Here is a 26369-nt window from a genome sequence, read left to right as displayed (position 1 = left end):
AACGGAAAGTCGAATATGCGCGGCGCGTTTTGCTGTGTAATTATGAAGTGACGTGTCACGAATCAGAGGAAGAACTCGAATAAAAAAAGCCGGGATTCAGGCCCGGCTTTATTCATTTCCCTATTTAAAAAGAACTAGAAGCACTTTTTAACCACGTCGACCACGTACTGAAGCTCTTCAGGAGTGATGTAGGCATAACAAGGAAGATTCAATACCGCTTGGGAGATGTAATGGGCGTTGCCGTTGTCGATTTTTCCAGCAAGGTGACCTTGAGCACCGGATTGCATGCTCATAGCCCCTGGATAGATCGTGCCGTAACCCACGTTGGCTTTTTTCAAGTTTTCGATCAAAGCCGGACGAAGTTTTGGATCTATCATCGCCACTGCACAATAACCGTTTTCTGTTACTGTGGAAGCCGCACGTACTGGCTTCAACGGAAGGCCCTTCAAGGACTCTTCATAGAATTTAACAGCGTTCATGCGGGACTTAATACGCGCATCAATGTGTTTCAAAGACATGTTCAGGAACAAAGATTCGTAAGCACCAATACGGGAGTTCCAACCGATCATACCGTGAGAGTAGTGATCCGTGCGACCGTGATTGATCAAAGTACGGCAGTTTTTCGCAAAAGTGTCGTTCGCCGTAAAAATTGCGCCCGCGTCACCAGAAGCACCCAAAACTTTCGCTGGGTAAAAGCTGGTAGTTGAAATTTCAGCAGTGCCCAGTACGGACTGACCATTGATCTCTGTACCGAAACATTGAGCGCCGTCTTCGATCAAAGTAACGCCGTTTTCCTTGGCGAATTTTCTGATCTCCAAAGTTTCCGGAGTGACCCAACCGTAAAGGTGAACCATGATCGCTGCTTTAGGTTTGAACTGTGTTACCGCTTGTTTGAAAGTTGCAAGGTCCCAGTGGCAGAATTCTTTGTTCACGTCCACTGTCACAGGGTTTGCGCCCACGTTAATAACAGCCTCGAAAGTTGCCCAGAAAGTCATGTCTGGAACCAGAACTTTATCGTTCTTTTCCACACCCACTGCGCGAAGTGCGATTTGAATGGCATCTGTTCCATTCGCACAACCGATTGCATGTTTGGATTTAGTGTATGCAGCTAAATTGGCTTCCATTTCGCCAACAATAGGGCCGCCGACGAATTGAGTTTTATCAAAAAGGTTGGCAACACCTGCCAAAAACTCATCACGGAAACCAGGTTCGAAACGATTCAAAGTAATAAATGGAACTTGTTGAATGCTCATATGAACTCTCTCATTCAAGGTTAAAGTAAAAGCTATACCTAAGATTTTCCTCCAAGAAATTCATTTGTGCAATCAAGGGCTGCGCGTTGTGGGGCTTCGGCACTGTAGCTTTCTGCACACGAGTGGTGCTTATAGACAACACAACAGCCTCGAAACCTTATCCATCGTCCAGAAAATCAAGCTGCGGGAGGGAAATGCCGATAAAGTATTATGCGAAAAAGACTTCGATTGCCGCTTTTAATATTGCTGATGGGGCTAAGCCTCCCAGGCTGTGCCCATGCCCTGCAAGTTGGCAGCGTCGCCAAGGGTAAGGCTTCCTGGTACGGTGAAAGCCACCATGGCAATCGCACCGCCAGCGGCGAAAAATTCGATATGACCGAAATGACGGCAGCCCATCGGTCCCTTCCCATGGGTTCCAAAGTGAAGGTGACCAGCCTCTCTTCAGGCAGGTCAGTGACAGTCAGAATTAATGATCGGGGTCCCTTTAGCAAAGGCCGCATTATTGATGTTTCAGAAGCGGCTGCCAAGGAATTGGGCATGATTCAAAAAGGTGTGGATCAGGTCAAAATTGAAGTGCTTTCGATCCCCGGCAGATAACCGGGGATTACTTTTTATCTTTTCTCGATGTCGTCTTTGGCTCTAAAGATGGCAGCACCCAAATCATTCAGAAGCTTGCTTTGCTCGACGCTTAACTCCTGCCCTAAAACTTTCAGCTTCAGCTGACCTTCGAAGAAGGGACCGGTTTGCGCGCCATCATTCCAGGCTGCGATAAATTCTTTTTCGAATCGACCGATTTCACGAGTGTCGAAAATCTGCGCCCCGAACTCACGGAAGCTGCCTTGCAATGTATCCGGATTCAAATTCGATGAACCGACCATCATGGTTTTTCCATCAATGGAAGTGATCTTGCGATGATTCTCCTGGTGATAGACCTGGGTCTTCCCGTTTGGAAAACGAGCTTCAGTTCCCAAAGTCTTGCGGGCTTTGACCTCCACACCGTGCTCCATCAACTGCTCAAGATACAAGGTGTTTGGAAGGCCGCCCATGTCGAAGTTACCGTTGTGATCCGCCAGAATTTTAATCTTAAGGCCCGGCACCTGGGATTTACGCTTCATCAACGCATCGTTGATATAAGGATCGTAAATAAACAGCTGCTCCATGTAGATGTTCTTTTCCGCTTTGGAAATCATATCCACCAGCATGTTGCGCACGTCTTTAATCTTCCCGTCAACATTGGCTTCCGCCAAACGCACAACTTGATCACCCACTACTGGGAAGCTTGTGCGCTTTAATTTGAACCAGGAAAGAATCTTTTCCCGCTGTGGCAAGTATGCCTCATTCGAGAATCCTTGCTCCTTATAATAGAACCATTTTCGTTCCTGTGGATTCATGGTCAACGCCGCGTCTACATCGTCATAGTAAGCCGCTTGCACTAACGCTGCAGCCGGGCCCTTCACATACAGGGCATTATCGTAGTAATAGCCACCACTGTGGTCAGACCAGTTCTTGGATCCAAAGTAAGCCTGCGGAGCATCCCCTTCAGCATCGATCACAATCACCTTGCTGTGGTCGATCTTGGATTCATAGTAAGTATTTCGTTTCTCCAGTGCTTTGAAGGTTTCATCCGTCTTCGGCACCAGATTTGTGATTCCAAACGGAATTCCCGGTGGATGACGCTGGATATTTGCCTGCATCAAATAAACTGCAGAACGCAACGATGGGTCCGCACTGACCCGGTCTTTCATGTATTGAAATACCGGCATCATTTCGTCTTTCATATTATAGTTCGTCGCATAGTCATGCAGAACCAGAACTTTGAAATTCGGATTGGCCTTTAACTTTAATGATGTTTGATCCAACAGGAACTTACTGAGCGTGCCGCCCATTGTTCCGCCAAACAGGAAGATATCAATAAAGATACTTTGCTGACTGCTCGCGATCATGTCGCGAATTCGTGCAAACATCGGGTCTTTAAATGCCGGATGGCCTTCGTCTGCGACCGTCATTGGCATTTTCATATAGGGTTTCGTGAAATCAAGCTTGCCACCGTTAAAAATAGAACGTTCGTTAAACCAGTCAATGTGCTCTGGAGAAACCGTATTGTGACTGACCACTTCCACCTTGTTACCAGGAACAAAGCCGCCTGCAACCAGGCTATAAGGATCCATTTCCGGGAATTGCTTTCTTAAATTCTCAATCAATTGAGGCGAGTTCAATGTCAAAGCACCCGAGCTGGCGTAGCTTGTTGCCAACTGTCGGGCCCGTGATTGGGAGCCGCGATCCCCCTTTAAAGGATGATCTGCGTAGTCGCGCAAAGCCTGAATACGTGTTTGCAACCAGAACTTCAAAACACGCTGCTCGTTGCTTGGCTGCGGCTTCACAAACTTCCAATAAACCAAAGGTAAAAGAACTTTCTCTGGCACCTGGTTTTCATATTGCTTTACAAATCCCAGCGCCTGCTCCTGTGACTTCGGAGCCAGCTTGCGAATTTCCGCAAGCAAAGTCTCCGGACGACGGCAGGATTCAGCCAGGAACATCACATCGTGATTCTGCTTGTAAAAATCCATCGCTTCGATGCGTTCCTTCAACGATACCGTTGCGGTTTGCGCAAAGCTTTGAACGGAAAATAGAACAGCCAATCCAAGGACACCCGTTTTCATCATAGAATGCCTCCTGGAACCAATTGATTCAGCATCAGCTGTTTTTCTAAAACACCCTGGCAATTGTTAAAAAACTCCCTGCGCGCCGAGGATTTTACCTCTGACTCTTCATTTGCGCGGGGATTCTTTGCCCATGATCTGAATGAAGTCATTTCGATCTCGCTGCGCTCAACATCGAATTTGCGCCCTTTTAAATCGTAGACCAATTTCTTAACCAAGAATTCAGAATGAGCCATCATCTTCTTTTGGTTCACCATGTAGCGCATCGTTGAGACCGATGAATACTTATCGCTGGATTCTGGCAATAACTCCGGACGCCCCTCTTGGGTGGCCGCAATCAAACCTGGATACACTTCCAGGGTTTCCTCTGTAGGAATAAGATTTTTCAAATCAAAGTTTTTATAAACATCAACTGTGTAGAACACCGGAACATTACCGCTGACAGCAACTACACTGCCAAAGCCATTGCAAGTTCCCGCGCTTAATGTGGGATTAACACGGAAATAGCGTCGGTAACGAACATATCCCTTCACACCATTTTTTGTGATTTTTGGAAGGCCCAACTTGGGTTTCGTATCCAGAATTTCAATAAAAATACTGATCTGACCGCCAACATAGTCAGCATTTTGATCCTTATTCACCAAAACCGAGTTCGCATAGATCTGCTGAGTGAAACCTTGGGATTCCAACAGCGACCATTTTTTGGATAGACCACCGACTTCATCCAGTCTTACCAGCTGATTGCTGGAAAGCTCCGGACCGAAGTTCGCGGCATAGGGCTTAGGGGCAAAATTCAAATCGAATTGCAGACCTAAATTGATCAGCTTATAAACTTTCAAAGTTTTGATGAAGTTTTCGATCACTTCTTCTTTGATATTGCCCATCGCCAGTTTCGCCAGGCCCTGCTGAGGATTTTCTTCACCCAGGGTTTTAGCCAAAGCGTTCTGTAACGATTGTTTTGCAGTTTCAGACAGATGCTTCGCATCGCCGTTAGTATTAAAATCAACTGTCATCACTCTGCGAAATTTTTCAGTGGGAGAATCGCCACCAAGAATTTGCCCCAGGGCTTGAGTTTCACGTTCTGTGAAAACATTTGGCAAACTGCTGGGTTTGCGGACTTCCTGATGCGAACAGTGCACCACCATTGCGGCGGCGCACAGACTTAAAATCAACGGCTTTTTCAAAGTGAACCTCTAGATTCCCTGAAGTTTTGAGAACTCGGCATAGTGAGCGTCATCGGCCTTCAACAACAGCTCCAAAGAGCGTGGCAGATCTTTATAAACACGGCGTCCACCGTAATACATGATTACCGGATCAAACAGTCTTTGATTACCCACTGCTAACTGCGCCACGTTGTCTGGACTGATCGTATAGCGCATCAACGTATTCTCCAAAGGCCACTTCACATCGTCAAAAACCACATAGGCGATTTCCGAACAGACGATACGAGTGTGAGTATGAACGTCAAAGTTGAAGTCATACTCTTTACCGATTTGCGCCACTGCCTGAAGGATGGCTTTACGACGATACTCGTCAGTAATGTTGGAGCGAGTGTCACGAATCACCAGGAAGTCATCAATGTTCAGGAAATGATCCAGTGAATTGATCTCAACACCCGGTCTTAGCGCTTCCACGATTCGGTGACCAGAACGGATTTTGTCCTGAACATTACGTGGCAACTGATCCCAAACACGCAGATCTTTCAATTGAGCTTCAGTGCCCAGCCAAATTGCCACGTGACCATAGTGACCCGGGATCATTTTATCCGTCAGACGGAACGGAGTTTTCTCCATTAGAATGTCCAGCGGCTTCATCTCTGCAATCAATTTATTCTTTTCATTCAAGGACATGTTGTAAAGATAGCCTTTGCGTGACTCCACCAGGCCCACCATATTACCGAAACCCATACTAACGCCATAGGAGACCACACGTGCGCCGCGTTTCCCGCGGGAAGTTAGACGATTCCACAGATTTGCCACCGCATCTTCGAATGTCGAACCTTCTTTATTATTCTTAACGGCTACATACCAAATACTGGATTGAATCATTCCGTACAAATTGGCTTCTTCCGGACTGGTCGAAACACCTTGGGCCCTACGCCATGCCATCACGCCATCAACAAATTCAATCGCAGAGCGAATCTGCTCACGTCTTTCGCGACTTGTGTAGCTGTCAGCAACTTTCTGTAAGGCTTTCTTTTGTTCTACGTCATAGTTCAAAACATAACGAATGGAATCAATATTGTTATACGGCTGAATCGCAACCAGGAAGTTGTCCATTAGGATCAACGCAGACGCCAAGGCCATCTGAGTTTTGAAAATCTCTTTTTCACCCTGTGGATCTTTGGGATCAATATTCAGAACCTGATAAGCTTCCCATACATCCTTTTGACGAACTCGCTCTTTTTTCTCGGTTTTGGTTCCCAGATAAGGTGTTAGTTTCACTTTGTTTGGATCTGCAAAGTTTGCAGCCACTGGCAAAGTATAGTCCAAAAGCTTTTGGCGCGTGATCAGATAGTCAGCGCCCATCTTACGAACCCACTCACCTTCAGAGCGACTGAAGCTGACATCACTTCTTTCACCCATCTTCTTTTCCTGAGCAAACTGCAAAGCTTTCGATCTGAAAGTCAGTGCCTCAGAGAACAGAATCTGATGGTCATAATATTGGGGATCTACATAGCTTGCAGCGGCTGGTGCGCGCTCCGTGGTATCCCGTTGAGATGTACAAGCTGAAAATACCAAAGGCACAAGACACAGTGAAACCAAACTAAAACGCATGTTTTTCCCCCAATAAGTCCATTTTTATTTGTGTTCCTTCATATTAATAGGTCCGAAACTGCTAAGACACACAAAACTGTTAGAAGGACCAGACTTACGTTAAACCAATAGTTTCCTCTGTTTGGCCCTAAGCCTAGAAATGAATACCTGACAGACACTGTCTAAAATTATGAACACCATGTGCACTACGATAGAGCTAAGATGGTAACAAAATTGCATTTAGCTTCAGTGACTTCCGTTGTTGTACGTGAGGTAAGGGGAATGATCGTATGAAAATGAGACTGCTAGGCTTCATCGTAACTGGTGCCGCACTCGTGTTGACGTTTCAAAACTGTGCACCACAGGCTCATTTCTCAAGTCTTGCGAGCGAAACTCCGAATGCCGGTGCTGGAGCCAAAGCCATTCCTGACATTATAGTAGAAACAAAAATGAATACTGCCATCGATTTTGTGGCAGATATCACTTCTGCGCCGGTGGCAGATAAGATCACATTTATTGCCGTTAACAACGGTGCTGCACTTAACGGAAAAATCGAAATCCTGGATCTGGCGACATATAAATTTAAATACTCTCCGAACTATGGTTTTCGCGGTACCGACAATATTCTGGCGACTGTCACTGACAAGGAAGGCGTTGCCATCCAGTTCAATATCAAGGCCAGCGTGGGCAATGCATTCCAGCAGTTCAAGCCCGCCTTGGCGATCCGCGGAATGGGTTGCATTCAATGTCATGCGCAAGTGGCCTCCAATATCGTCACTGACTTTGGGTTCAGCTCCAGCTACTTCATGGCACAAGGGTCCCCGTCCAACATCACTTGGACCAGCGGGTCCGTGTATGGTGACCACGGTAATAACTTCTATACCGTTGCGATCCCGGCTGATAAATCCATCATCGTGCCTCAGGCCCCATTGCCGACTGCCATTGCCACACAATCCGGGACCAGCACTCTGGCCGCTTACTTAAAATCACAATTGGCAAAATCCATTTATGCCACTTCAAAAGGTGCTCAGGTTCAGGAAAAGAAAAGCGTGTACATTGGTGCGCCAACAGATGCGAACATTTCGACAGCATTCCAGCTGACATCCACTGAACGCATGAAGTATTTCAAAGACTCTGACGCAGCCGTGGCATTGTCGGGCCTTAAAGATGAAGGTACTTTCTTTCAAAATAGCGGAACACTGAACTGTGAAGGTGACCTCGCGGTTCGCGGGCCTTTGCTGTTGGAAAATCTGACCATCAACTCGAAAACTGGCTGCCGCCTTTATGTGATGGGTTCCGTATTCATCTATGGCGCTATCACTTACTCAAATAACGATACGACTCGTAACTTACAAATCACCAGCAGCAAGTCCATCAGCCTTGGATTGGGCACAGTTAAAAAGAATGGCAACTACTGCAACACGACAGATAACTATGCACTCAACCCAACTGGTTACGGAACATCTTCATTGGTGAACCGTTACTCTTCGTTCTGGACGGTACCAGGCAATTTCATCCGCGCTTCCAGCAATCCTAAGGCATTCGGCGACACGATCCTGGCCGAGGCTGCACTGATCGAAGCTAAGAAAGGTGTTCTTTACGATGCTGGCTGCCGCACCGAAGGGCGCAGTGTTTCGTTCGAGCGCATTCTGTTAAATGCACCACTGATCCACAGCCGTTACGAAGGAAATGTTTCTGGTACAGTCATCGCTGAGGTTTCAATCATGAGCTTGAATAAGTTTAAGTTCACTTACGATGAAGTCTTCAATACGGTACCGGTCTTCCCGTTCCTGGATCGCTCTGTGTACCTGGATATCGTCGAATAAGGCTGTCCAACATTCATACAGTCCCGCAATTATTTCCAAGGCAGGAGTTCACATAGGCTCCTGCTCTCGGAATTGATAAAAGGAACGTATGACGTCAATTAAATCACTTTTATCTCTTCTGCTTTTTCTTCCATTATTTAGCCATGGCTACACTTTGCAAGGCACGGTTACCAACGTTCACGACGGTGACACGCTCAATGTTCAGGTGGGATCTCAAAAAGTTAAAGTGCGCTTTCTTGGCGTTGACACTCCTGAAGTCGATTACTTTGGTCACAGCCAGGGCGAGTCCGCTGACGTAGCCCGTGACTTCGTGGCAGGCCTGGTTCCCCCAGGCAGCAAGGTGACGGTCGTCTACGACGACAACGGCCACGACAAGCACAGCCGCATCCTGGGCCGCGTGTTTTACAATAACGTGGAAATCAATCTTTCTATTCTGGAAGAGGGCTGGGGCTATCTTTACTTCATTTATCCCTTTGATAAGAGCCTGATCGGGGCCTACAGCGACGCCAGCCGTAACGCTGTGGAAAACCAAAGGGGCCTATTCTCCCCTCGTTACGCCAATGTCTCGGCCCCCTATGACTTCCGCATGAGTTCACGTAATTTTACGGGAACTAACTTCGTGGGCGATATCGAAACCAAGATGCTTTACTTCCCCGAGGACTCCTACAAAGTTCCGGTTTGGAGAAGAGCGTTTTTCTCGGACAAGAACCTGGCGATCCATCTTGGATACAAGTTCTTCTGAAACTAAAAAAGCCATCCCTACCCAGGATGGCTTTTTTGTTTTTAGGCATTCAGCTCTATTTGGATTATTCTTTCGGGCCGATAGTCTCTTTCACTTTGATCGTTTTTTTGATCTTAGCATCCGACGACAACGACAGATCTTCTGCCGAGTAGGATTTTTTAGCTTTCCCTGACGTTACTTCCATGGAAGCCCATTTGAACATGGAACCACCCTTAAGAACAAAACCCACAGCTCCTGAAGAAGCCTCTTGAATTGGCAGGTTCACTTTAACAGCAGACTTCGCCGTGAAGTCTAGAGCCATTTTCACAGGACCCGTTGCAAGACCTTCTTTATTCTCGTCCGCGCACTGAACGCGCAATTCTGATTTTTCAATTTCAATTTGGTCAAAGGATAGACAGTTCAAGTCCCCTGCCGCCATCCAGATCTTAGAACTTCTGACGTACTCATGCACTTTCGGCTTTCTGCCATCTCCGGACGTCCACTGGGAAAGCACGACAACATACTCCGGCAAAGAAACTACTGCCATGATATCTTCAGATACCAAATCATTCGGAAAACCCAGGCTCTCTTTTTTACCCGAACGAGCGTCCACTTCCATAAAGACCCGGCGTGCAGGATCCGTAATATCCACCGCAACAATAATTTTGCCGTTATGAATATTAGAAGCTGATTGTATGACCGCCGCCGCCTGTGATTGAATTCCTGCGAATAAAATTAACAATCCTGAAACTAGAACTTTCATTATTGAACGCCTTCCGTGTTGCCGGTATTTCTGTTGTTACCAGTATTACATTTTGACCCTGCCCGATCAAGATGTCCCACATAAACACACCCTTGCGGGCCACCTAAGTGATCCGCAAGTGATACAAGGGGTTTCGATGCTCTATTTTCCGAGTAATCCCGAATCTCAGGTTCAGACACAAATGTATGACCTGATTGGCGGACCGATTCGATCAACACCGGTAGGTTGTCCGCGGTCCACTTATGGACATCGTGCATAAGCATAACTCCCCCCTTTGAGGAACAGATCTGTTCCAGCGCCGAGACAGGAAGTGCTTTGCGTTTAATTTTACTCCAGTCCTTTGTATCAATGTCCCAATGAAAAGGATAGTAGCCAGCGCCTTTGATCGCATTCATTGCGAAATTTGCCATCTTCTGATTTGCCGGAACTGACTCCACGTTCCAGCCACTGCCATAGGGGAATCGGAAAGGGAGAGGCTTTGGCAAATTCAATTTGTCCATTTCCACAAATGACTTCTTCAGATTTTCCATCATCGATTGCTGCGATGTTGTCGTTGAATTGGCGTGTTCGATATGGGCATAGGAATGGGAACCGATGGTGTGCCCCTCCCGCTTCATGCGCTCAATCAATTCTTTTCGGGCATTAATGTCTTTGGGCTTTCCCTTTACAAGGGATTCTGTCGAAATAAAAAATGTTGCTTTGATATTTGCTTTTTTCAGTATGTCCAAAACTCGTGGCGTAATGGTGGGACTCGGCCCATCGTCAAATGACAAATGTACGGGATATGATTTACCGCCAGAACAAATCTTTTTGTCCACTTTCATGCTGTCATCCACAGGGGACTTTGCCAGCTCCGCAATAATATCATCAGCCGATTGAGCTTTGCCACTCAAAGGTATTACTAAAATAATCAGACTGAAAAACCAGCTAAATCTCATTTCTTCATTACACCATTTTCGCTGATATCCGCCAAAATATGTTTTCTCTGCACTGGACTAAAACGAATTCTTCGTGAATGGCATGATGCTGCTATTCACAAGGAGACCACATGCTGAAACAAATTACTTTGGGTGCTTTGGGCCTTTTACTAACCTCTGAGATCGCTTCCGCTGCCTGCGGCGATATGTCCTCTAGAACATTTAAAGGGGATGAAGCCGTTACTTTGGGATATATACTAAAAAATTCGGCCATCGCTCAGAAAACCACCAATGGCGACGACACAACCTGGACAATCACGGAACTAAAATGCACACAAACCAACCGTGGAGTACTTCCCGACTTAATGCCAGCCTATGTATGCACTCCGCCAGCCGGTGTCGGGCCAATTACGGCAAAAGCTTTATTTGATGCAATGTCTGAGATGGGTGTGATGCCTGATGCAACGACAGGACACGTTCATGAAAGCGCCAATGAAGTGAAATGCACCATTAACAAAAATGGAACGGGCGGTACCGATGTGAATCCGACTTGCTCGATGAAAGCAGCCTGGGGCGATGAGTGCGGTGATACTTAGTTTTTCTTATTATGTGGAAGCTCGGGATCGTTCGCGGTCCCCGCTTCATTCAACATATTAAACAATGAGTTTTGGAAACAGACCATTGTGTCGGCCTCTTCACAATCGAACTCTGCAATAAATTCTTTTTGGAAAGCGCGAAGCTTGTCGATGGCTTCCTGCATACGTTCGGCTTTCATTCGCATGAAAGTAGCTGAATACTGACGTTGGGATTTAGGAACAACATCGTAAGAGCGCTCCAGGATTTTCACGATTTCCTGATGCATGGCTTTTGGATCCGGAGACGTCGGCGTGCGCGACTCCAAGTCCACGATTTCCTGGGTGCTCATACCCAAAAGCGGCCCCAAAACCTGCGCCAGGGCCTCGCGGCTTTCAAAATTCTGAAGCTTGTTACCTTCGTTTAAAACGAATCTTGCTATGGCGTTGTTTTTCTCGCCCTGAAGCTGATTCAAAACCATGATACGCAGGTCACTGCTATCGATGGATTTTTCATATTTTACCAGATTCGAGAAGTGATCTTTTTCGTTTTGATCAAAGCTGAAGTATTCAGCCATGGACTCCACAAGCTTGTCACCAATGTGACGCTTGCGATTCAAAATCATCGACAAAGCCGAAGGATGCGAAAGCCCCAACTGACGGGTCCATACCGTCAAACTCCAGCCTACTTTATTCTGGCTCTTCCAGGCATTATAGTCTGCCAGGAACTGCCGGTAGTCTTTGTATTTAAGGATTTCAGCCTTTGTCATATGCGCCTATATATACCTTAAAAATCGGGTACTTCGGCATTTTTACGGAGTTTTCACAAACCTTGTGAAAGGTTTTCAGCAACCGTCTCTTGTTTGGTCAGAACATATATGTCAAAACTATGCCTTCCCATACCACCCTAGGGGGCTAAGATGAAATTGTTCCTGTCTATATTGCTTTTGGCGCCTGTTTTCGCGTCTGCTGCGACTGAGATCATTTATAACCGATCTGCCAACCCTTACATCCCTCAACAGGGCGAGATCGTTCGCGAGAATCTATGTGTTGAGCAGGACACGAACTCCTTAAAAGTTCACGACCCAGAGCACTCTATGAAGGTACCTATGCTTGCGGATAAAGAAGTATGCGTTCAATGGAACCGTAACGATTCATCTCGCCCGGTTTGTACTAGAACTGTGCTTCGCAAAGTTCAGCTTGATGATACTTATACACAATATACCTACGATGTTTGGGATGTTCGCAAAGAGCGCCCGATCACGGTGCAAAACAAGCGCCTGGAAAACTGCAATAGATAATTAAAAACTTAAAGGCACTGGAAACCCAGTGCCTTTTTCTTTGTACTTCGTTTCCTTTTGAGAAATTATTTTCTCGGCCATTACTCAGATTTCAAAACACAAACCACCGAATGTGCAGACAAAGTGGAAAAAGAGAAAACAGAATTTTCCTGATTTTCCATTTTTGTGAGTCAAGTATGCAAAAACGGTTTTACTTTTCGTCGCAACTTTTTACAGGACCATTTTGTTCGGGTTCCCCCCGTTTTTATTTTTCCAGATTCCCTCTATTCTGTTTCTGGACCAATAACCGGAGGACCCATGAGATTAATCACTTCATTACTTACACTGTCTCTTACGACAAGTTTGATTGGCTGTGGCAGTAATTTTGAAACTTTAGAACGTTCCTCTGCCGATAGCTCTTCACAAGGTGCACAAAACACCCCAACAATTTCCACCCCAAAAGTCGCAGCCCAATCCATGGTCAGCGATCTTGAAGACCAACTGAAAGTGCAAGCGTCAGGAAAGTTGTCTGCAACTCAGATCGCAGCGATTATTGCCAGTGCAAAAACTGCGCTTGATTCCGCCAATCTGGGAAACAGCAATAATATATCTGCTATCATTCCAGTATTGATTCAAGGTGCAACCACAGGTGTCGGCACATTGAATATTGCGGACCTGGTCAGCAAATCAAATATTCTGGGATTGATCGGCGACAGTACACTGAACTCGCTGGTGAATCTGTCTGAAGACGAAGTTTCAACGGCGCTTATTCAAAAAGTGACTTCGGCATTGTTCTCTAATTTAAAACTGGCAGGCATCGGCTCCAGCAGCCAAGCAACTGCAGCCAACACCATCATCCAAGCCATTCTTGGTAAACTGAGTGGTAAAGATTTTGATGTCAGCAGTCTGGCAACTGTGGTCGAAAGCCTTGCTAAGGGTTCCGTGCTGGGACTCGGCAATCTTGGCAACTCCTCCTCTGTGCTGCAAACTATTCTTAGCAGCCTGGGCTCAGGTTCCTTGCCTGGACTGAATCAGTTGATTGCCAAGTTGGGTGGATCGAACAACGCCTCCACAACTTTGCAGAGCCTGATTTCCGCTTTCACCTCGGGTTCAAACTCTGGCTTGAGCACAATCGTGGGAAGCGGCACTGGATCTTCAGCGTTGATGCAAACTTTGTTAACTGCATTGATGGGTGGAATCAAAGTTGCTGGTGCATCTTCCCCGGCAGCCAGTGTGGTAACTACCATCGTGGGTTCATTACTTGGTTCATTCCTTTCTAAACTATAGTCGCAGTTTCATTCCTTCTTAATTGGCAAAGTCCCTGCATAACTGCAGGGATTTTGCATTCTTGCACTGGATCTGGGAACCTCCGCTCTGTCTTCTAAAATGTGGGCAGAGGTGTCCTATGAATACACTCAGTAGCTCATTCCTAAAACGTCTTACATTTGGCCTTATTGGTGGATTCACATACGCCATGGTTCGTGACCAACTTCGCTTTCGTTCGATGAAAAAAGCCGTTGTTGCCATCACTGGCGGCTCTCGGGGGTTGGGACTGGTACTGGCCAAGGAATTTGTCCGTCAAGGTGCCTCCGTGGCGCTTCTGGCCCGTGACAATGAAGAACTCGCCCGGGCAAAAAAAATCGTCGAGCTCTTTGTACCGGGAGCGGATGTTTTAACGATCGAGTGCGACTGCACTAAACCTCATCAAGTGGATCAGGCGGTCTCGGCAATTCTTCGATATTTTGGCAAGATCGATGTTGTCGTGAACAATGCCGGAGTGATAACCACAAGTCCCATCGCAAATACCACAAAAAAAGATTTCGAGGATTCTTTGGACGTTCACTTTTGGGCGCCCTATTACATGAACCGGGCCTGCATACCGCATATGAAAAGCGGCGCGCGCATTGTGAACATATCCTCTATAGGAGGTATGGTTCCCGTCCCCCATCACGCCGCGTACTGTACTGGCAAGTTTGCCCTTCGGGGATATTCTGAAAGTCTGCGCCTGGAACTTATGCCCAAGGGAATCTACGTCACAACCGTGTGCCCTGGTCTGATGCGAACTGGATCTGCCCGCAACGCCCGCGTGAAGGGACAGTTTAAAAAAGAACATGCCTGGTTTTCAATGATGGCATCAGCCCCATTGATTACGATGAGTGCGGAAAGAGCCGCACGAAAAATAGTAGCTGCAATCAAGACCGGCAAAGCCGAAACCAATGTGTCGACTCCTTCCCGTGTGATGTCCCTGTTTCATTCTCATTTCCCGGGAATTTATGCGGACTTTGGTTCAATTGCGAACTGGATGCTACCCAACCCTACGAACGACCTCAGAACAACTTTGGAAGGCAAAGATGCAGAATCCGTGGTCAGTCGATCGGTTCTAACATCTCTTGGTGAAAGAGCCGCAGAACGCAACAACGAGATTCCCCCACAAACGGATCAGATGCACTGAGGGGTCCCATGAATGACAAACGCTGCAAAGTCTGCGATGAAGTTCTGCCCAATTCCGACTCCTCGTTCTTTGTGGCGTGTAAAAAATGTGGAACCCACAATCAGGTGGGTTCGGGGTCGGCATTAAGTCTTGCGTGTGCAAGTTCGGCTTTGATTCTGTATGTGCCAGCCAACTTGCTGCCATTCATGTCATTAGAGGTTTACGGAAACAAAAACACGTCGACCATTTGGGAAGGCATCGTGACGTTAAGCCAAAGTGGCTCCTGGGGTATTGCGATCATCGTCTTCCTGGCCAGCATTCTGATCCCTTTTGCCAAACTGATCATTCTTTTTTACCTGGGATTAAGTGCCAAAACTCCTGGACAGGAAAAATTTAAAACACGTCTTTATAACATTGTCGAAGCTATTGGACGCTGGTCGATGCTGGACATCTTCCTTCTGGCTGTTCTGGTCGCGATCATGAAAATGGGCCCCTGGGCCCATGCTGAACCCGGTGCCGGAGCCTGGATTTTTGCTTTGGTTGTTATTTTCACAATGATCGCATCGGCAGCCTTTGATCCTTCAACTATATGGAAAAACACTTATGATAAAAAGTCTTAGTGCAACCTGGTACTTTTGGCTCTTTCCATTTTTTGCGATCGGAATTTCAGGTTACTTGCTTTACGAGTATCTGGAAACCCGGGGACCAGAAATTAAAATTCGCTTTGAGGAAGGTTCGCGCATTCGTCCCGACAAAACAGAGATCCGCTTTCGCGGCGTCCGGGTCGGCGTTGTCACTGCTGTGCGAATTTCCCACGATAAGAAAGATGTTGAAATCATTGCGCGCCTGGAAAAGCACGCGTCGGATTTTGCCAATGAAGGCACCAAGTTCTGGCTTGAAACTCCCCGTGTGAGTTTCGAAGAGATTCGCGGACTGGATACTTTGGTTGAGGGCAGTTACATTTCTGCAGTTCCTGGAAGTGGTGGTAAAACTGAAAATTTTGAAGGCCGTATCGGTACGGACCTGAAAAATCCCCTGGAAGAGACTGCGATGTTTAAACTTGAAGCCTTACGACTGGATTCCGTCAGCGACGGAGACACTTTGTTCTATCGCGGTATGAATGTCGGTACCGTTACTAAAGTGACGCTTTCAAAAACAGGACAAACAATTAACGTGCAGATCCGAGTTCCCTGGGAGTACGCGCGATTGATTCGCACCAATACCGTTTTCTGGCGCAAGGCGGGCTTTCAGGCAAAGCTTGGACTGTTCAACTCTTTCGTAAAAATGAATTCCGTGGATGCGCTTTTGCGCGGCGGAATAGAGTTTGCCACTCCCACTAATGCCGGTGCAAAAGCCAAAGCAGGCACCACGTTTGTCCTTCTGGGCGATGCTCCCAAAGAAATGGAAAAATGGAATCCAGTCCTGCAGTGATGTACCACACTGGGCGAATCTATAGTCGAGTTTATGAACGATAACAACTCTGTGAATGAATTCTGGCGCTGACCGAAAAAAGTGATAAAGATAACTCAAGGCCTTATGAATTACCAAGGAGGGTGCTATGGCTGAATCACCAAGAGAACTGATGAACGATATCAAATCCACTGGCAGACAAGCAGTTGATACAGGTAAAAACCTGTACGGCGAAGCCAAGTCGGAACTTAAATCTCAACTATCAGACAAACGGTCTGAATTGAGAAGCGAATGGAATGATCGTTTTGAAACGATCAAACACAAAGCTCAGGACGCCTATGAGACAAGTGAGGACTTCGTAAAAGATCATCCGATTGCCACAGTCCTGGGCGCTGCTGCCGTGGGATTTGTCGCGGGAATGATCTCTCGCCGACGTCACTAAAGACTCAAAGGGCGGAGACACTCCGCCCTTTCTTGTATCGCAAGAGGAGGATTATATGGAACAACCACAAGATCATCAATTGAACGACCAAAACTGGAGTCAGGTGACCGAGGAAGTCCGAAAAAAATGGGCGAATCTTAGCGACGACGACATTCAGCGGATCGAGCATAACTATGATTCCCTCACGGATTTGGTTTCCCTGAAAACAGGATTAACTCACGAAGAAACTGAACAACGTCTGGACGACATCATCGCCCGCTGCGGAACTCAGACAACGATGAGCGAAGAGGAATACAGCGCATCCTGGAAACAGGCCTCATCGCAAAAACCCAGCAGCACAGAATCACGAAGTTCTGCAGGGACTCAAGGTTCCGGAACTATCGAAGAGGGTACTGATGAGCAAGCTCCTTAAGGGAGCCCATTAAAACTCGTTGATACAGAAATTCCCTTGGGGACTGGGGCGCAAACATTTTCATTCGCTCCAGCTCCGCGCGGAACAAGGACTATCCTTCAAAATCATCATTCCGTCATTCATTTCTACCCCAAATTCAACACAAGGCAGCCTTCAATTTGATCGATGACATTGGACGTTTCCCCTCTCTGAAAAAAGTTGGAAAATAGTAGTTCAAGGAGGATTTATGGCTCACAAGAATAAGAAAAAACAAAACACCGCGAAAACTCCAAATAAACCATCCAAAGAAAACCGGCAAAAACAACCGCGCGGTTGGGAACAGGAAACCTCTGCTGATATTCCTTATGATGATTCCATAGAGTCGCCACGCAGTCGTCAGACCCCTTCGATGTACTAAACGAAGGAGTTTTCATGACCCTTGCCAAATACAATCGCAAGCGTGATTTCACTGCCACCACTGAACCCAAGGGTCTTAAGAAAGCGGCAAAACGCAAGGCCCTTTCTTTCGTGATTCAGGAACATCACGCCAGTCACCTCCATTGGGACTTCCGCTTGGAATGGGAAGGTGTTCTGAAAAGCTGGGCGGTGCCCAAAGGTCCCAGCATGGATCCACATATCAAGCGATTAGCCGTTGAAGTGGAAGATCATCCCCTTTCCTATGGAAAGTTTCACGGCACCATACCAAAGGGTCACTATGGAGCCGGTGAAGTTTATATCTGGGACAAGGGAATTTGGGAGCCGGTTGAAGACGCGGTAAAAGGATTTAAAAAAGGGCATCTGGTTTTTAACTTAAAGGGAAAAAAGCTAAAAGGCGTCTTTCATCTGGTTCGCACCCGCACTCCGGGCAGAAATACCCAGTGGCTGCTAATGAAAAAGGACGACACCTTTGCCCGAGAGATTCCCGACGTCAAACCTGTCAAAAAGAAAACGGCGCGCAAAGGGACACGTGCTAAAATCAAACGTTTGCCTTTCATAAGTCCGGAGCTCGCACTACTCGTCGACGAACCACCCACCGGTGCTGAGTGGCTGCATGAGTTGAAATTCGATGGATATCGCATGCAAGCCCATGTGCATAGGGACGACGTGAAACTTTTCACACGCTCAGGTCAAAATTGGACCGGCAAATTCCAAAGTATTGCCGATCAACTGGCGACTCTGGATCTTGAGGGTGCAGTGCTCGATGGCGAAATCGTTGTACTGGATAAAAGTGGTCGCAGTGACTTTCAACTTTTACAAAATGCTCTGAAAGCGGAATCCACCCGCAACATGTATTTCTATGCCTTTGATCTGTTGGCCGTTGGCGGAAAAGACCTGCGCTCACTTCCCCTTGAACAACGCCGGGACGAGCTGCAAAAAATCTTCAAGAAATCTGCCAGCCATATTCGTTACAGCACGGAATTTCAAGGAACTGGAAAAAGTCTTTTGGCTTTGGCTAAGAAGCATGGACTGGAAGGAATCATCTCCAAAAAAAGAAACAGCACTTATCGCTCTGAAAGAAATCCCAACTGGGTAAAAACCAAGTGCACGGAGCAGCAGGAGTTTGTGATTGGCGGCTACACAGAAAGCAAGGGAAGCCGCGACCATTTCGGAGCATTGTTACTTGGTGTCTACAAGAACAAAAAACTTCAATATGTCGGCCGAGTCGGAACCGGATTCAACCGGCAATCTTTACGCGATGTATTTCAAACGCTAAAGCCACTTGAAATGACGAAGTCCCCCTTCGACCTCAAATCCCCCAAGGGTAAAGAAATCCATTGGCTTAAACCCACATTTAGTGCCGAGATCACTTTTGCCAACTGGACTCACGAGGAAATACTACGTGTTCCTGTCTTTCATGGACTGCGGCAGGATAAACCGGCAAAACAGATAAAAAAAGAAACTGCAGTTAACATCAAAAATAAAGATGAAGATTGGACGGTCTCTTCCCCAGAGAAAATTCTGTTCTCCAAAGAAAAGATCACCAAGCAAAAAGTTGCGGAATTCTATTCGCAGGTGGCTTCGCATATTATTCCCCTGATTGCAAATCGCCCTCTCTCCCTGGTTCGTTGTCCTAACGGAACCAGCAAACAGTGCTTTTTTCAAAAACACCAGGTCCACATGCCTGAAGCTTTGACTCCGGTGAAAATGAAGGAGCACGAAGGATACGGCACCTATATGAGTCTGGACGATCCCGCGGGATTGGCCGCCTTGGTGCAAATGAATGCCTTCGAAATCCATTGTTCAAACTCCCGCCATCCCGACACGGCGACACCGGATCAGTTCGTAATGGATTTTGACCCAGGGCCCGGAGTTTCCTGGAAAACAGTGGTGGACTCGGCCTTCAAATTAAAGAAACTATTAGAAGGACTGGATCTGAAAAGTTTTGTGAAACTGAGCGGTGGCAAGGGTGTTCACATCCACGTACCTCTGGCACCGATTTATACCTTTGATCAAATTAACAGTTTTACTCACGCACTGGCCCTGCAAATGGAACAGCAAGAGCCGGACCTGTTTGTCGCGAAGATGTCCAAGAAAATACGCACCGGAAGAATTTTCGTCGACTATCTCCGCAACTCCCAAGGGGCCACGGCGGTAGCTCCTTATTCTTTGCGTGCGCGCGCAGTCAGTGCCGTCGCGATGCCGGTGACCTGGAATGAACTTAAGAAGATTCCCAGCGGCGATCATTTCGATCTTGGCAGGGCTATGGCCTGGCTAAAAAAACGCAGAAAAAATCCTTGGCAAGGCTATCTGGATCTTCATCAAAAGATTTCACTGCTTCAACAATCCACCCTTAAAAAAAGCAACAGCAGAATGCAAGAGCATCCATGAAAGGATGAATATGACGAACATGCATAAACGCAAACCCCATCCGCCCTTCAATGAACACCAACAGAAGTCCCCGGGCCTTGAAAAGAAAATGACAGTGGCTCCCTTCTATCGGGCTCCATTGTACAAAGCTGCCGGCAAGCTGATAGGTAAACGCGCCTTGATCACTGGGGGTGACTCCGGCATCGGCAGAGCCGTGGCCCTGCTTTATGCGCGCGAAGGCGCCAGTGTCCTGATCACCCATCTGCCTGAAGAGCTTGTCGATGCAGAAGAAACCAAAATCGAAATCGAGGAGCTGGGGGGCCAGTGTCATTTGCTGGCAGGTGATCTTTCAAAAGAAAGCTTCTGCAAGAAAGCTGTCAGCGAGACAGTAAAAAAGTTAGGTGGAATTGACATTCTGGTCAGCAACGCTGCTCATCAAATGCGTAAAGACGATATTTCCGAAATCACCACTGAGGAATTTGACCGGACATTCAAAACCAATGTCTATGCCTACTTTCATTTGGCAAAAGCTGCGGTTCCCCACATGAAACCTGGTTCTTGTATCATCGCTACCAGCTCCGAAACTTCGACTCGTGCTCCTGGTCAGCTGTTGGATTACTCGTCAACCAAGGGCGCTATCAACACTTTCACCAAATCGTTGGCACAAATGCTGGTTAAGAAAGGTATTCGGGTGAATGCTGTAGCGCCCGGGCCTGTGTGGACGCCGCTTAATGCCGCTGATGAAGGCACAAAGAAAAGCAAAGTCAGAAACTTTGGAAAAAACCAGCCTATCGGTCGTCCCGCTCAACCCGAGGAGATTGCGCCGGCTTTTGTGTTTCTGGCCTCTGAAGCAGATTCATCCTACATCAGCGGAGCCATTCTGGCTGAAATGGGAGCAGAGCCGCTTTAGGCGGTTTTGCTGGCCCGAGATTTTGCAGGTGCTCTTTTCTTGGCGGTCTTTCGCTGAGCCAGACTTTTTTGCAGTAATGGCATCAAGTCCACAACGTTATCGGTGGCTTCGATGTGCTCCTCTTTGACCGGAGCGATTCGGTGACCTTTACCCGTTTTCACTTTTCGATCGATCATCTTCATCACTTCCTGATAGTAAGTATCCTTGTACTGTTCAGGCTTCCACTTGCCAGCCATACCCTCTAACAGATCTTCGGCCATCTTAAGCTCGCGAGGATTGTATTTTGCAGTTTTAGCCACATCCTTCATATAGTGCACCTGCTTCTCAGTCTTCACTTCGTGGCCGAATCGCAAAAGTTCCAGCATCAGGTAGTCACCCTTGGGCATAATCATCGCCAAATGCTGTTTAATACGAATAACGATTTTAGAAACCGCCACCCTGCCTGACTTCGCCAAAGCATCGCGCAAAAGGTAATACCCTTTCTCGGCCCCTTTTTGCGGAACCAGATAGTAAGGTCTTTCAAAGTACATGGGATCAATTTCTTCAAGCGACACCACATCTTCAATATCAATTGTCTGCGAAGCTTTGACGTTGGCTTTGCGAATTTCATCCTCGGTCACGAGCACATAGCGCCCCGAGGAGTATTCGTAACCCTTCACGATATTGTCGTAAGGAACTTCTTTACCGGTCTTGGCATTGATCTTTTTATACTGAATCCGTGAAAGATCTTTTTTGTCCAGCATTGAGAAATGAATTTCCTTTTCCGATTGCGCCCCCTGCAGGGTCACGGGAATATTTAAAAGACCAAAACTGATCGAACCCTTCCAAATGCTTGCCATGGTTCCTCCCGGGCTACCTTCAGGAAAAACCAAATGCGAATGTTTTTGAAGACCAGAAAATTCGGTATGTTCGACCAGATTTGGAAGATTGGAACTGTGCTTAAACACTTACGCAATTTCCTCGGTTTTTGCTGTGTATAATAAAGGGTGAAACGATATCTCAGGATATGCGCAGCCTAAGAGAAATCTTGAAAAAGGATAGATCTGAATCTGGCAAAATAATTCCTGCAAAACATAGATATCGTCCGAAGCTGGGTCTGATACGTCAGACCCACTTCCATTTTTAGGACCTGATTTCTTTTGCTTTTCTGGATTCAGCGGCCCATTGCTTCTTAAGTATCTCGGCCTCGTCAGTGGTTTCGATCTGCGCATACTTGGTTTGATCATAAAACACACTGATGCGTTTTAATATATCATTTAAAGCCGGAAACTTTTCAGCAACTCTGTTGAAATAATGAAGAGGTGGCTCACTCACTGTGCGATGCAGATTGTGACTGTGTCCCCATTCCTGAACCACATTCAAAAGATACTGCTCAGGAGTCAGCTTCACGCGGGTTTTGAAAAGATTCTGAACCAGAAAAAAGAACAGAACTAACGCAAAACTGATTCCGACAAAACTTAAAAGCTTGTACTGCCCCAGTAGCGCAAAGAATGAATCCTGCGAACTGCGATCGAATTCCATTAAAAAATAGCTCCAACGATAATTCATATCTTCGACAAAGAACGTGGCGCGATCCCACCACAAGCTGGCCCCTTGATTTTGCGGACGCCAATCGATCTGTCGGGCAAACACTTCCTGATCGGACTCTGAAAGCCCAAAGAAGTCCTCTGCACCAATCACCAGACGCAATGGCGCCACCCAGGATGTGGGATCAACTCTTTTCCAGGCACTACCGTCATATACTTCGGCCCAGGCGTGGGCATCCCGCTGAGCGATTCGCCAAAAATTTCCGATCGGATTGTACTTCCCACCCTGATAACCGATGACAACTCTTGCAGGCACTCCCATTCCTCTGGCCAAGACGGCATAGGCACCGGCAAAGTGTTCGCAAAAACCGCGACGTCGCTCAAACAAAAACTCTTCAAGATCGTTAGCACCATAAATTCCAGGGCTTAGCGTATAAACAAACTTATTATCGACAAAAAACTTCTTCAGTACATCCAGGCGCTCTGGCGTGGTCAAAGATCTCTTGTTCACTTCATTGACCCAATCCAGAACACGACCTTTAAACTCGGGTGTTTTCAAATCCTGATCCGTGGGTTTACTTAAATCCTGATAGTCCCGAACCCACTGTCCCTGATACACAAGGGTCGATACAATGGGACGTGATGTCCTGAATATCGCGTGACTTAGATTCGTAACTCTTCCAGCTTCCAAAGTCAGAACTTGAGTTCCTTCCAGGGCAAAAAGATAGTTCTGCGAGGTGGGTTCGATAGCCACCTCGTAAGACAAACTGCCCTTGCCAGTAATTATGTCTTCAGGTCTTTTGCCGAACGGCGTAGGTCGCCATACCAAACCACGCGTGGAAGTCAGAACAGAACCGCGCCAATAAAGATCGGCAGAATGATTGAAAGGCAATTTATCAATTTTGGCCCGAAATGCCAGCTGCGAACTGCCGGCGAGTTCCGCAACTCTTCCAGGGTTCACTTCATCAGTGAAGCCGATCTGTCCATAAGTGCTTCCTCTGGACATCGCCCAGGGAATGACCACACGGGGAAACGCGAAAAATAAAATAACCGCCAAAGGAACTGACAGTAAAAAGATCCTTCCCAGCAGTTTTTCTTTATTGTGTAGATTCTGGGGCAATAGAGAATACCAAATCCCCCAAAAGGCAAATATCGAAGGGACGATCCAATAGATGTCGATACTGAATAGTGCTTTGACTGAAATCAGAATAAATCCCAACAAAGCAACAAAACGATGATCCCGCTCGGTAGAGTAGTCCATCACACGCAAGCCGCTTAATCCTAACAACAAGGTATAAGACGGTTCCTGGCCCACAATAGTGCGGTACTGAAACAATACCTGCGCCAACAGCAGAATACTAAGAGCGGAAGTAAATCGACGGGACAATCCTTGCCAGTGATATTTTTCCGTTCCCCACTTCCAGATCAGCATGCCCATGCTTAAAAATGAAACCCATGGCGTGACTTCTACCGCAACCATTAGCATGGAGATCACGATGGCAAGACTGAAGAAGGTTTGCGCAAAAAACTCTTTTCTCACGCAAGGTCCCCCACTTTTGCCAATGCCAGAAATTCCAGACATCGACGCCAGTGCTCACGACCTTTGCCCGAAGGAGTTTGCACCGACCCCAGGCGCATCGAATACACATAGTTTTGCACTTCGGCCTGATCGATCCACAACGCCAATTGAGAAATTCTTGCTTCCGGGTCGTGAAGAAACTCGGTTTGTTCCCAACTGAAATTCAATGCTGGTTTTTCGGGTTCTTCAAACTTCTTGATCAATACTTCATTGCGACGAGCGCTGGCCTTCCAGTCAATACGTCGAACCGGATCACCAGATTGGTAAACCTTGTGATTCAAAAAAAGCCCCATGCTTTCAGCAATGGAATCCGCCCCCGAACCCATCGGAAAATCCATAACTCCGGCTCGGGCAGGATAAACTAAAACCGCACCCGGCTTTTTTACCTGCTTCCAGGCCTGCAATAGTCCAAAGGGATATGCTCCTTGAATTCTTAAAGAAGGTAAGTTCTGCTGGCCTCGTTGCGAGGTCATCCAGGGAACTGAAAAGACCGCCTCGTCACCGGCCTCAATCATCGCCGTTGCTGCATCCTGATCCTTGCGATTAAAAACGATTTGTATTTCATAACTGGGAGAGTTTGTTTTATTCATAACCTGAACGCGCACACGCCCTGGCTCCCCTGCAAAAATATCCCCCGAAAGCACTTTATCAAATTGGATACTATCCACGTTTCGATTGGTGACCACCATTCCCGTCACCGCAATGGAAATCAGAAAGAAAAAGAAAATGTAAATCAGATTGTTCGCGTAACCCACGGCCATGAAAAACAAAACCAATCCCATCAACCCAAAGGCAGCTCCGAAACCGGTTGGCAAAATGTAGGTCCGCGATTTTTTAGATCGGGACTGGCGTCGCTTTCTGAAGAACTGCAGCCCACTCTCGACCACGTTTGATGCCATGATTGCCTCCTAAGCGGTGCCCCAGAACCGGGACCAATACTGCCTGCACATCTTCGGGACGCACATAATCCCGTTCATCTAGGAAGGCCCAGGCTTTTGCAGCCTTTGCCAGGGACATTCCACAGCGGGTGGAAAGAGGTGCTCCATCGAAACCTTCGCGTCGCGAACCTTCCAGAATATTTGCGATATAGTTGGCAACAGTTTCAGAAAGTTTTACTTTCTCGATTGCTTTCAACGCGGTTTCAAATTCACCTTCGGCAAAGAGCGAACTCATGCGTTTGATCACGGCACGCGGATCTTCTCCTTGAAGAATGCGCACTTCTGTTACCTTGGAAGCATAGTTTAATTCCAAGCTCATCAGGAAACGGTCCAGCTGACTTTCCGGCAAAGGAAACGTGCCGGTTTGCTGATGAGGATTTTGCGTTGCAATCACATAGAAAGGCCGCGGCAACTCCCAGGTCATTCCATCAACCGAAACCTCGCCCTCTTCCATCGCCTGCAAAAGAGCACTTTGTGTGCGCGGACTGGCACGGTTCAATTCATCTGCCATCACCAGCTGAGCGAAGATGGGCCCCGCATGAAAAGAAAACTTATGCTCCTGAGGATTGAATATCTGACTGCCTAGAACATCGGCGGGCAAAAGATCGATCGTAAATTGAATGCGTTGAGTTTTTAATCCCGTCAAACGGCCCAACACCTGAACTAGGGTGGTTTTACCAACACCAGGCATGTCCTCAATCAACAGGTGACCACCCGCCAACAAGCAGGTGATAGCCAAACGCACTTCGATGTCTTTATCCAATACGACTTTGGATGCCTCTGAAATCAGTTCATGAAACTTTTTGCTCATGAATCAAGCGTACATCATAGATTTGTTTGTTAAAACACCTGAATGATCGAATCGCCTGATTCTTTCGACAGAATTTTATTTTCTTCGGGATGCTTCTTGAACCAACTGGCAACATAGGGACAGGTGTCCACGATCTGGACCTTTTCACTTTTGGCTACGCGAATGGCCTCCCGCACCAGTTGATCGGCAATATTCTGCCCCCGAGACTCCACTGGGACATATGTGGCATAAAGATCATAGGAGTTATTTGGTCCCCGGCGATACAGGATATGAGCATCTCCACCTTGGACATTTGTTGCAAACCTTTGCCCGGCAAGATCATGACGAATGTTCATTTCACCACTCCTTCATTCCCCTCATAATGCTTAGGACCGC

The 26369-nt window shown here is 47.0% G+C and carries 26 protein-coding genes; 14 read left to right on the top strand and 12 right to left on the bottom strand.

Features of this window, described 5'->3' with window-relative positions:
- Window positions 1–134: 134 nt before the first annotated feature.
- Window positions 135–1253 carry a DegT/DnrJ/EryC1/StrS family aminotransferase gene (locus ACLVWU_RS04160; RefSeq protein ID WP_413577568.1) on the bottom strand — a complete coding sequence of 373 codons (1119 nt, stop codon included), beginning with the start codon at window positions 1251–1253 and terminating at the stop codon, window positions 135–137.
- A gap of 210 nt (window positions 1254–1463) precedes the next feature.
- Here ACLVWU_RS04160 and ACLVWU_RS04155 point away from each other — a divergent pair, with 210 nt between their 5' ends.
- The gene (locus tag ACLVWU_RS04155; protein ID WP_413577566.1) at window positions 1464–1850 is read left to right on the top strand and encodes a septal ring lytic transglycosylase RlpA family protein; all 387 of its coding nucleotides are present in this window, start codon (window positions 1464–1466) and stop codon (window positions 1848–1850) included.
- 14 nt (window positions 1851–1864) lie between these two features.
- On the opposite strand, the gene ACLVWU_RS04150 is transcribed toward ACLVWU_RS04155, so the two are convergent.
- From ACLVWU_RS04150 to ACLVWU_RS04140, 3 genes are read right to left on the bottom strand one after another with little or no spacing between them, the layout of a single operon-like run.
- Entirely contained in the window at window positions 1865–3916 is a 2052-nt protein-coding gene (locus ACLVWU_RS04150) for a phospholipase D-like domain-containing protein (protein ID WP_413577565.1), read from the bottom strand.
- The gene (locus ACLVWU_RS04145; protein ID WP_413577563.1) at window positions 3913–5097 is read right to left on the bottom strand and encodes a hypothetical protein; all 1185 of its coding nucleotides are present in this window, start codon (window positions 5095–5097) and stop codon (window positions 3913–3915) included. The genes ACLVWU_RS04150 and ACLVWU_RS04145 overlap by 4 nt, the downstream gene beginning before the upstream one ends.
- A gap of 9 nt (window positions 5098–5106) precedes the next feature.
- A complete protein-coding gene (locus ACLVWU_RS04140) occupies window positions 5107–6690 on the bottom strand; it encodes a YiiX/YebB-like N1pC/P60 family cysteine hydrolase (protein ID WP_413577562.1) in 1584 nt (527 codons plus the stop codon).
- A gap of 269 nt (window positions 6691–6959) precedes the next feature.
- Here ACLVWU_RS04140 and ACLVWU_RS04135 point away from each other — a divergent pair, with 269 nt between their 5' ends.
- Window positions 6960–8495: a hypothetical protein gene (locus ACLVWU_RS04135; RefSeq protein WP_413577561.1), complete on the top strand. Its 1536-nt coding sequence runs from the start codon at window positions 6960–6962 to the stop codon at window positions 8493–8495.
- Between the two features lie 88 nt (window positions 8496–8583).
- A complete protein-coding gene (locus ACLVWU_RS04130; RefSeq protein ID WP_413577560.1) occupies window positions 8584–9237 on the top strand; it encodes a thermonuclease family protein in 654 nt (217 codons plus the stop codon).
- A gap of 64 nt (window positions 9238–9301) precedes the next feature.
- Here the strand turns inward: ACLVWU_RS04130 and ACLVWU_RS04125 are convergent, their stop codons facing one another.
- Window positions 9302–9979: a hypothetical protein gene (locus tag ACLVWU_RS04125; RefSeq protein ID WP_413577558.1), complete on the bottom strand. Its 678-nt coding sequence runs from the start codon at window positions 9977–9979 to the stop codon at window positions 9302–9304.
- Complete coding sequence (locus ACLVWU_RS04120) at window positions 9979–10872, bottom strand: polysaccharide deacetylase family protein (RefSeq protein WP_413577557.1); 894 nt, start codon at window positions 10870–10872, stop codon at window positions 9979–9981. The genes ACLVWU_RS04125 and ACLVWU_RS04120 overlap by 1 nt, the downstream gene beginning before the upstream one ends.
- A gap of 155 nt (window positions 10873–11027) precedes the next feature.
- On the opposite strand from ACLVWU_RS04120, the gene ACLVWU_RS04115 reads away from it, so the two are divergent.
- Window positions 11028–11492, top strand: coding sequence for a hypothetical protein (locus ACLVWU_RS04115; RefSeq protein WP_413577556.1), 465 nt, complete (start codon window positions 11028–11030; stop codon window positions 11490–11492).
- Here ACLVWU_RS04115 and ACLVWU_RS04110 read toward each other — a convergent pair.
- Window positions 11489–12238 (bottom strand): TIGR02147 family protein, encoded by a 750-nt coding sequence (locus ACLVWU_RS04110; protein ID WP_413577555.1) that lies wholly within the window; start codon window positions 12236–12238, stop codon window positions 11489–11491. The genes ACLVWU_RS04115 and ACLVWU_RS04110 overlap by 4 nt on opposite strands.
- Window positions 12239–12388: 150 nt before the next feature.
- Between ACLVWU_RS04110 and ACLVWU_RS04105 the strand changes: the two genes are divergently transcribed.
- From ACLVWU_RS04105 to ACLVWU_RS04060, 10 genes are all read left to right on the top strand, one after another.
- Entirely contained in the window at window positions 12389–12769 is a 381-nt protein-coding gene (locus ACLVWU_RS04105; RefSeq protein WP_413577554.1) for a hypothetical protein, read from the top strand.
- 297 nt (window positions 12770–13066) lie between these two features.
- Window positions 13067–14035: a hypothetical protein gene (locus ACLVWU_RS04100; RefSeq protein WP_413577553.1), complete on the top strand. Its 969-nt coding sequence runs from the start codon at window positions 13067–13069 to the stop codon at window positions 14033–14035.
- Window positions 14036–14153: 118 nt separating this feature from the next.
- Window positions 14154–15200 carry an SDR family NAD(P)-dependent oxidoreductase gene (locus ACLVWU_RS04095; RefSeq protein WP_413577551.1) on the top strand — a complete coding sequence of 349 codons (1047 nt, stop codon included), beginning with the start codon at window positions 14154–14156 and terminating at the stop codon, window positions 15198–15200.
- An 8-nt stretch (window positions 15201–15208) separates the two neighbouring features.
- Window positions 15209–15799: a paraquat-inducible protein A gene (locus ACLVWU_RS04090; RefSeq protein WP_413577550.1), complete on the top strand. Its 591-nt coding sequence runs from the start codon at window positions 15209–15211 to the stop codon at window positions 15797–15799.
- On the top strand, window positions 15783–16610 hold the full coding sequence (locus tag ACLVWU_RS04085; protein WP_413577548.1) for an MlaD family protein: 828 nt from the start codon (window positions 15783–15785) through the stop codon (window positions 16608–16610). The genes ACLVWU_RS04090 and ACLVWU_RS04085 overlap by 17 nt, the downstream gene beginning before the upstream one ends.
- Before the next feature lie 127 nt (window positions 16611–16737).
- Window positions 16738–17031 carry a DUF883 family protein gene (locus ACLVWU_RS04080; RefSeq protein ID WP_413577547.1) on the top strand — a complete coding sequence of 98 codons (294 nt, stop codon included), beginning with the start codon at window positions 16738–16740 and terminating at the stop codon, window positions 17029–17031.
- Window positions 17032–17086: 55 nt separating this feature from the next.
- On the top strand, window positions 17087–17443 hold the full coding sequence (locus tag ACLVWU_RS04075) for a hypothetical protein (RefSeq protein ID WP_413577545.1): 357 nt from the start codon (window positions 17087–17089) through the stop codon (window positions 17441–17443).
- A gap of 226 nt (window positions 17444–17669) precedes the next feature.
- Window positions 17670–17840 (top strand): hypothetical protein, encoded by a 171-nt coding sequence (locus ACLVWU_RS04070; protein ID WP_413577544.1) that lies wholly within the window; start codon window positions 17670–17672, stop codon window positions 17838–17840.
- A 14-nt stretch (window positions 17841–17854) separates the two neighbouring features.
- Window positions 17855–20251: a DNA ligase D gene (gene ligD / locus ACLVWU_RS04065; protein ID WP_413577543.1), complete on the top strand. Its 2397-nt coding sequence runs from the start codon at window positions 17855–17857 to the stop codon at window positions 20249–20251.
- Window positions 20252–20261: 10 nt separating this feature from the next.
- Window positions 20262–21140 (top strand): SDR family oxidoreductase, encoded by an 879-nt coding sequence (locus ACLVWU_RS04060; RefSeq protein ID WP_413577542.1) that lies wholly within the window; start codon window positions 20262–20264, stop codon window positions 21138–21140.
- On the opposite strand, the gene ACLVWU_RS04055 is transcribed toward ACLVWU_RS04060, so the two are convergent.
- The 5 genes from ACLVWU_RS04055 to ACLVWU_RS04035 form a co-directional block, all read right to left on the bottom strand.
- The gene (locus tag ACLVWU_RS04055; protein WP_413577541.1) at window positions 21137–21979 is read right to left on the bottom strand and encodes a Ku protein; all 843 of its coding nucleotides are present in this window, start codon (window positions 21977–21979) and stop codon (window positions 21137–21139) included. The genes ACLVWU_RS04060 and ACLVWU_RS04055 overlap by 4 nt on opposite strands.
- A 283-nt stretch (window positions 21980–22262) precedes the next feature.
- A complete protein-coding gene (locus ACLVWU_RS04050) occupies window positions 22263–24206 on the bottom strand; it encodes a transglutaminaseTgpA domain-containing protein (protein ID WP_413577539.1) in 1944 nt (647 codons plus the stop codon).
- A complete protein-coding gene (locus tag ACLVWU_RS04045) occupies window positions 24203–25144 on the bottom strand; it encodes a DUF58 domain-containing protein (RefSeq protein WP_413577538.1) in 942 nt (313 codons plus the stop codon). Before ACLVWU_RS04045 ends, ACLVWU_RS04050 begins: the two co-directional genes overlap by 4 nt.
- Complete coding sequence (locus ACLVWU_RS04040; protein WP_413577536.1) at window positions 25080–25994, bottom strand: AAA family ATPase; 915 nt, start codon at window positions 25992–25994, stop codon at window positions 25080–25082. Before ACLVWU_RS04040 ends, ACLVWU_RS04045 begins: the two co-directional genes overlap by 65 nt.
- Window positions 25995–26023: 29 nt before the next feature.
- On the bottom strand, window positions 26024–26329 hold the full coding sequence (locus ACLVWU_RS04035) for a GNAT family N-acetyltransferase (RefSeq protein ID WP_413577535.1): 306 nt from the start codon (window positions 26327–26329) through the stop codon (window positions 26024–26026).
- Window positions 26330–26369 lie beyond the last annotated feature (40 nt).

The organism is Bdellovibrio sp. HCB290 (assembly GCF_047305925.1).
In the GTDB taxonomy this organism is placed as follows: Bacteria; Bdellovibrionota; Bdellovibrionia; order Bdellovibrionales; family Bdellovibrionaceae; genus Bdellovibrio.
Note: the sequence above shows the minus strand (reverse complement) of the source record. Positions and strands in the feature narration are given on the sequence as shown.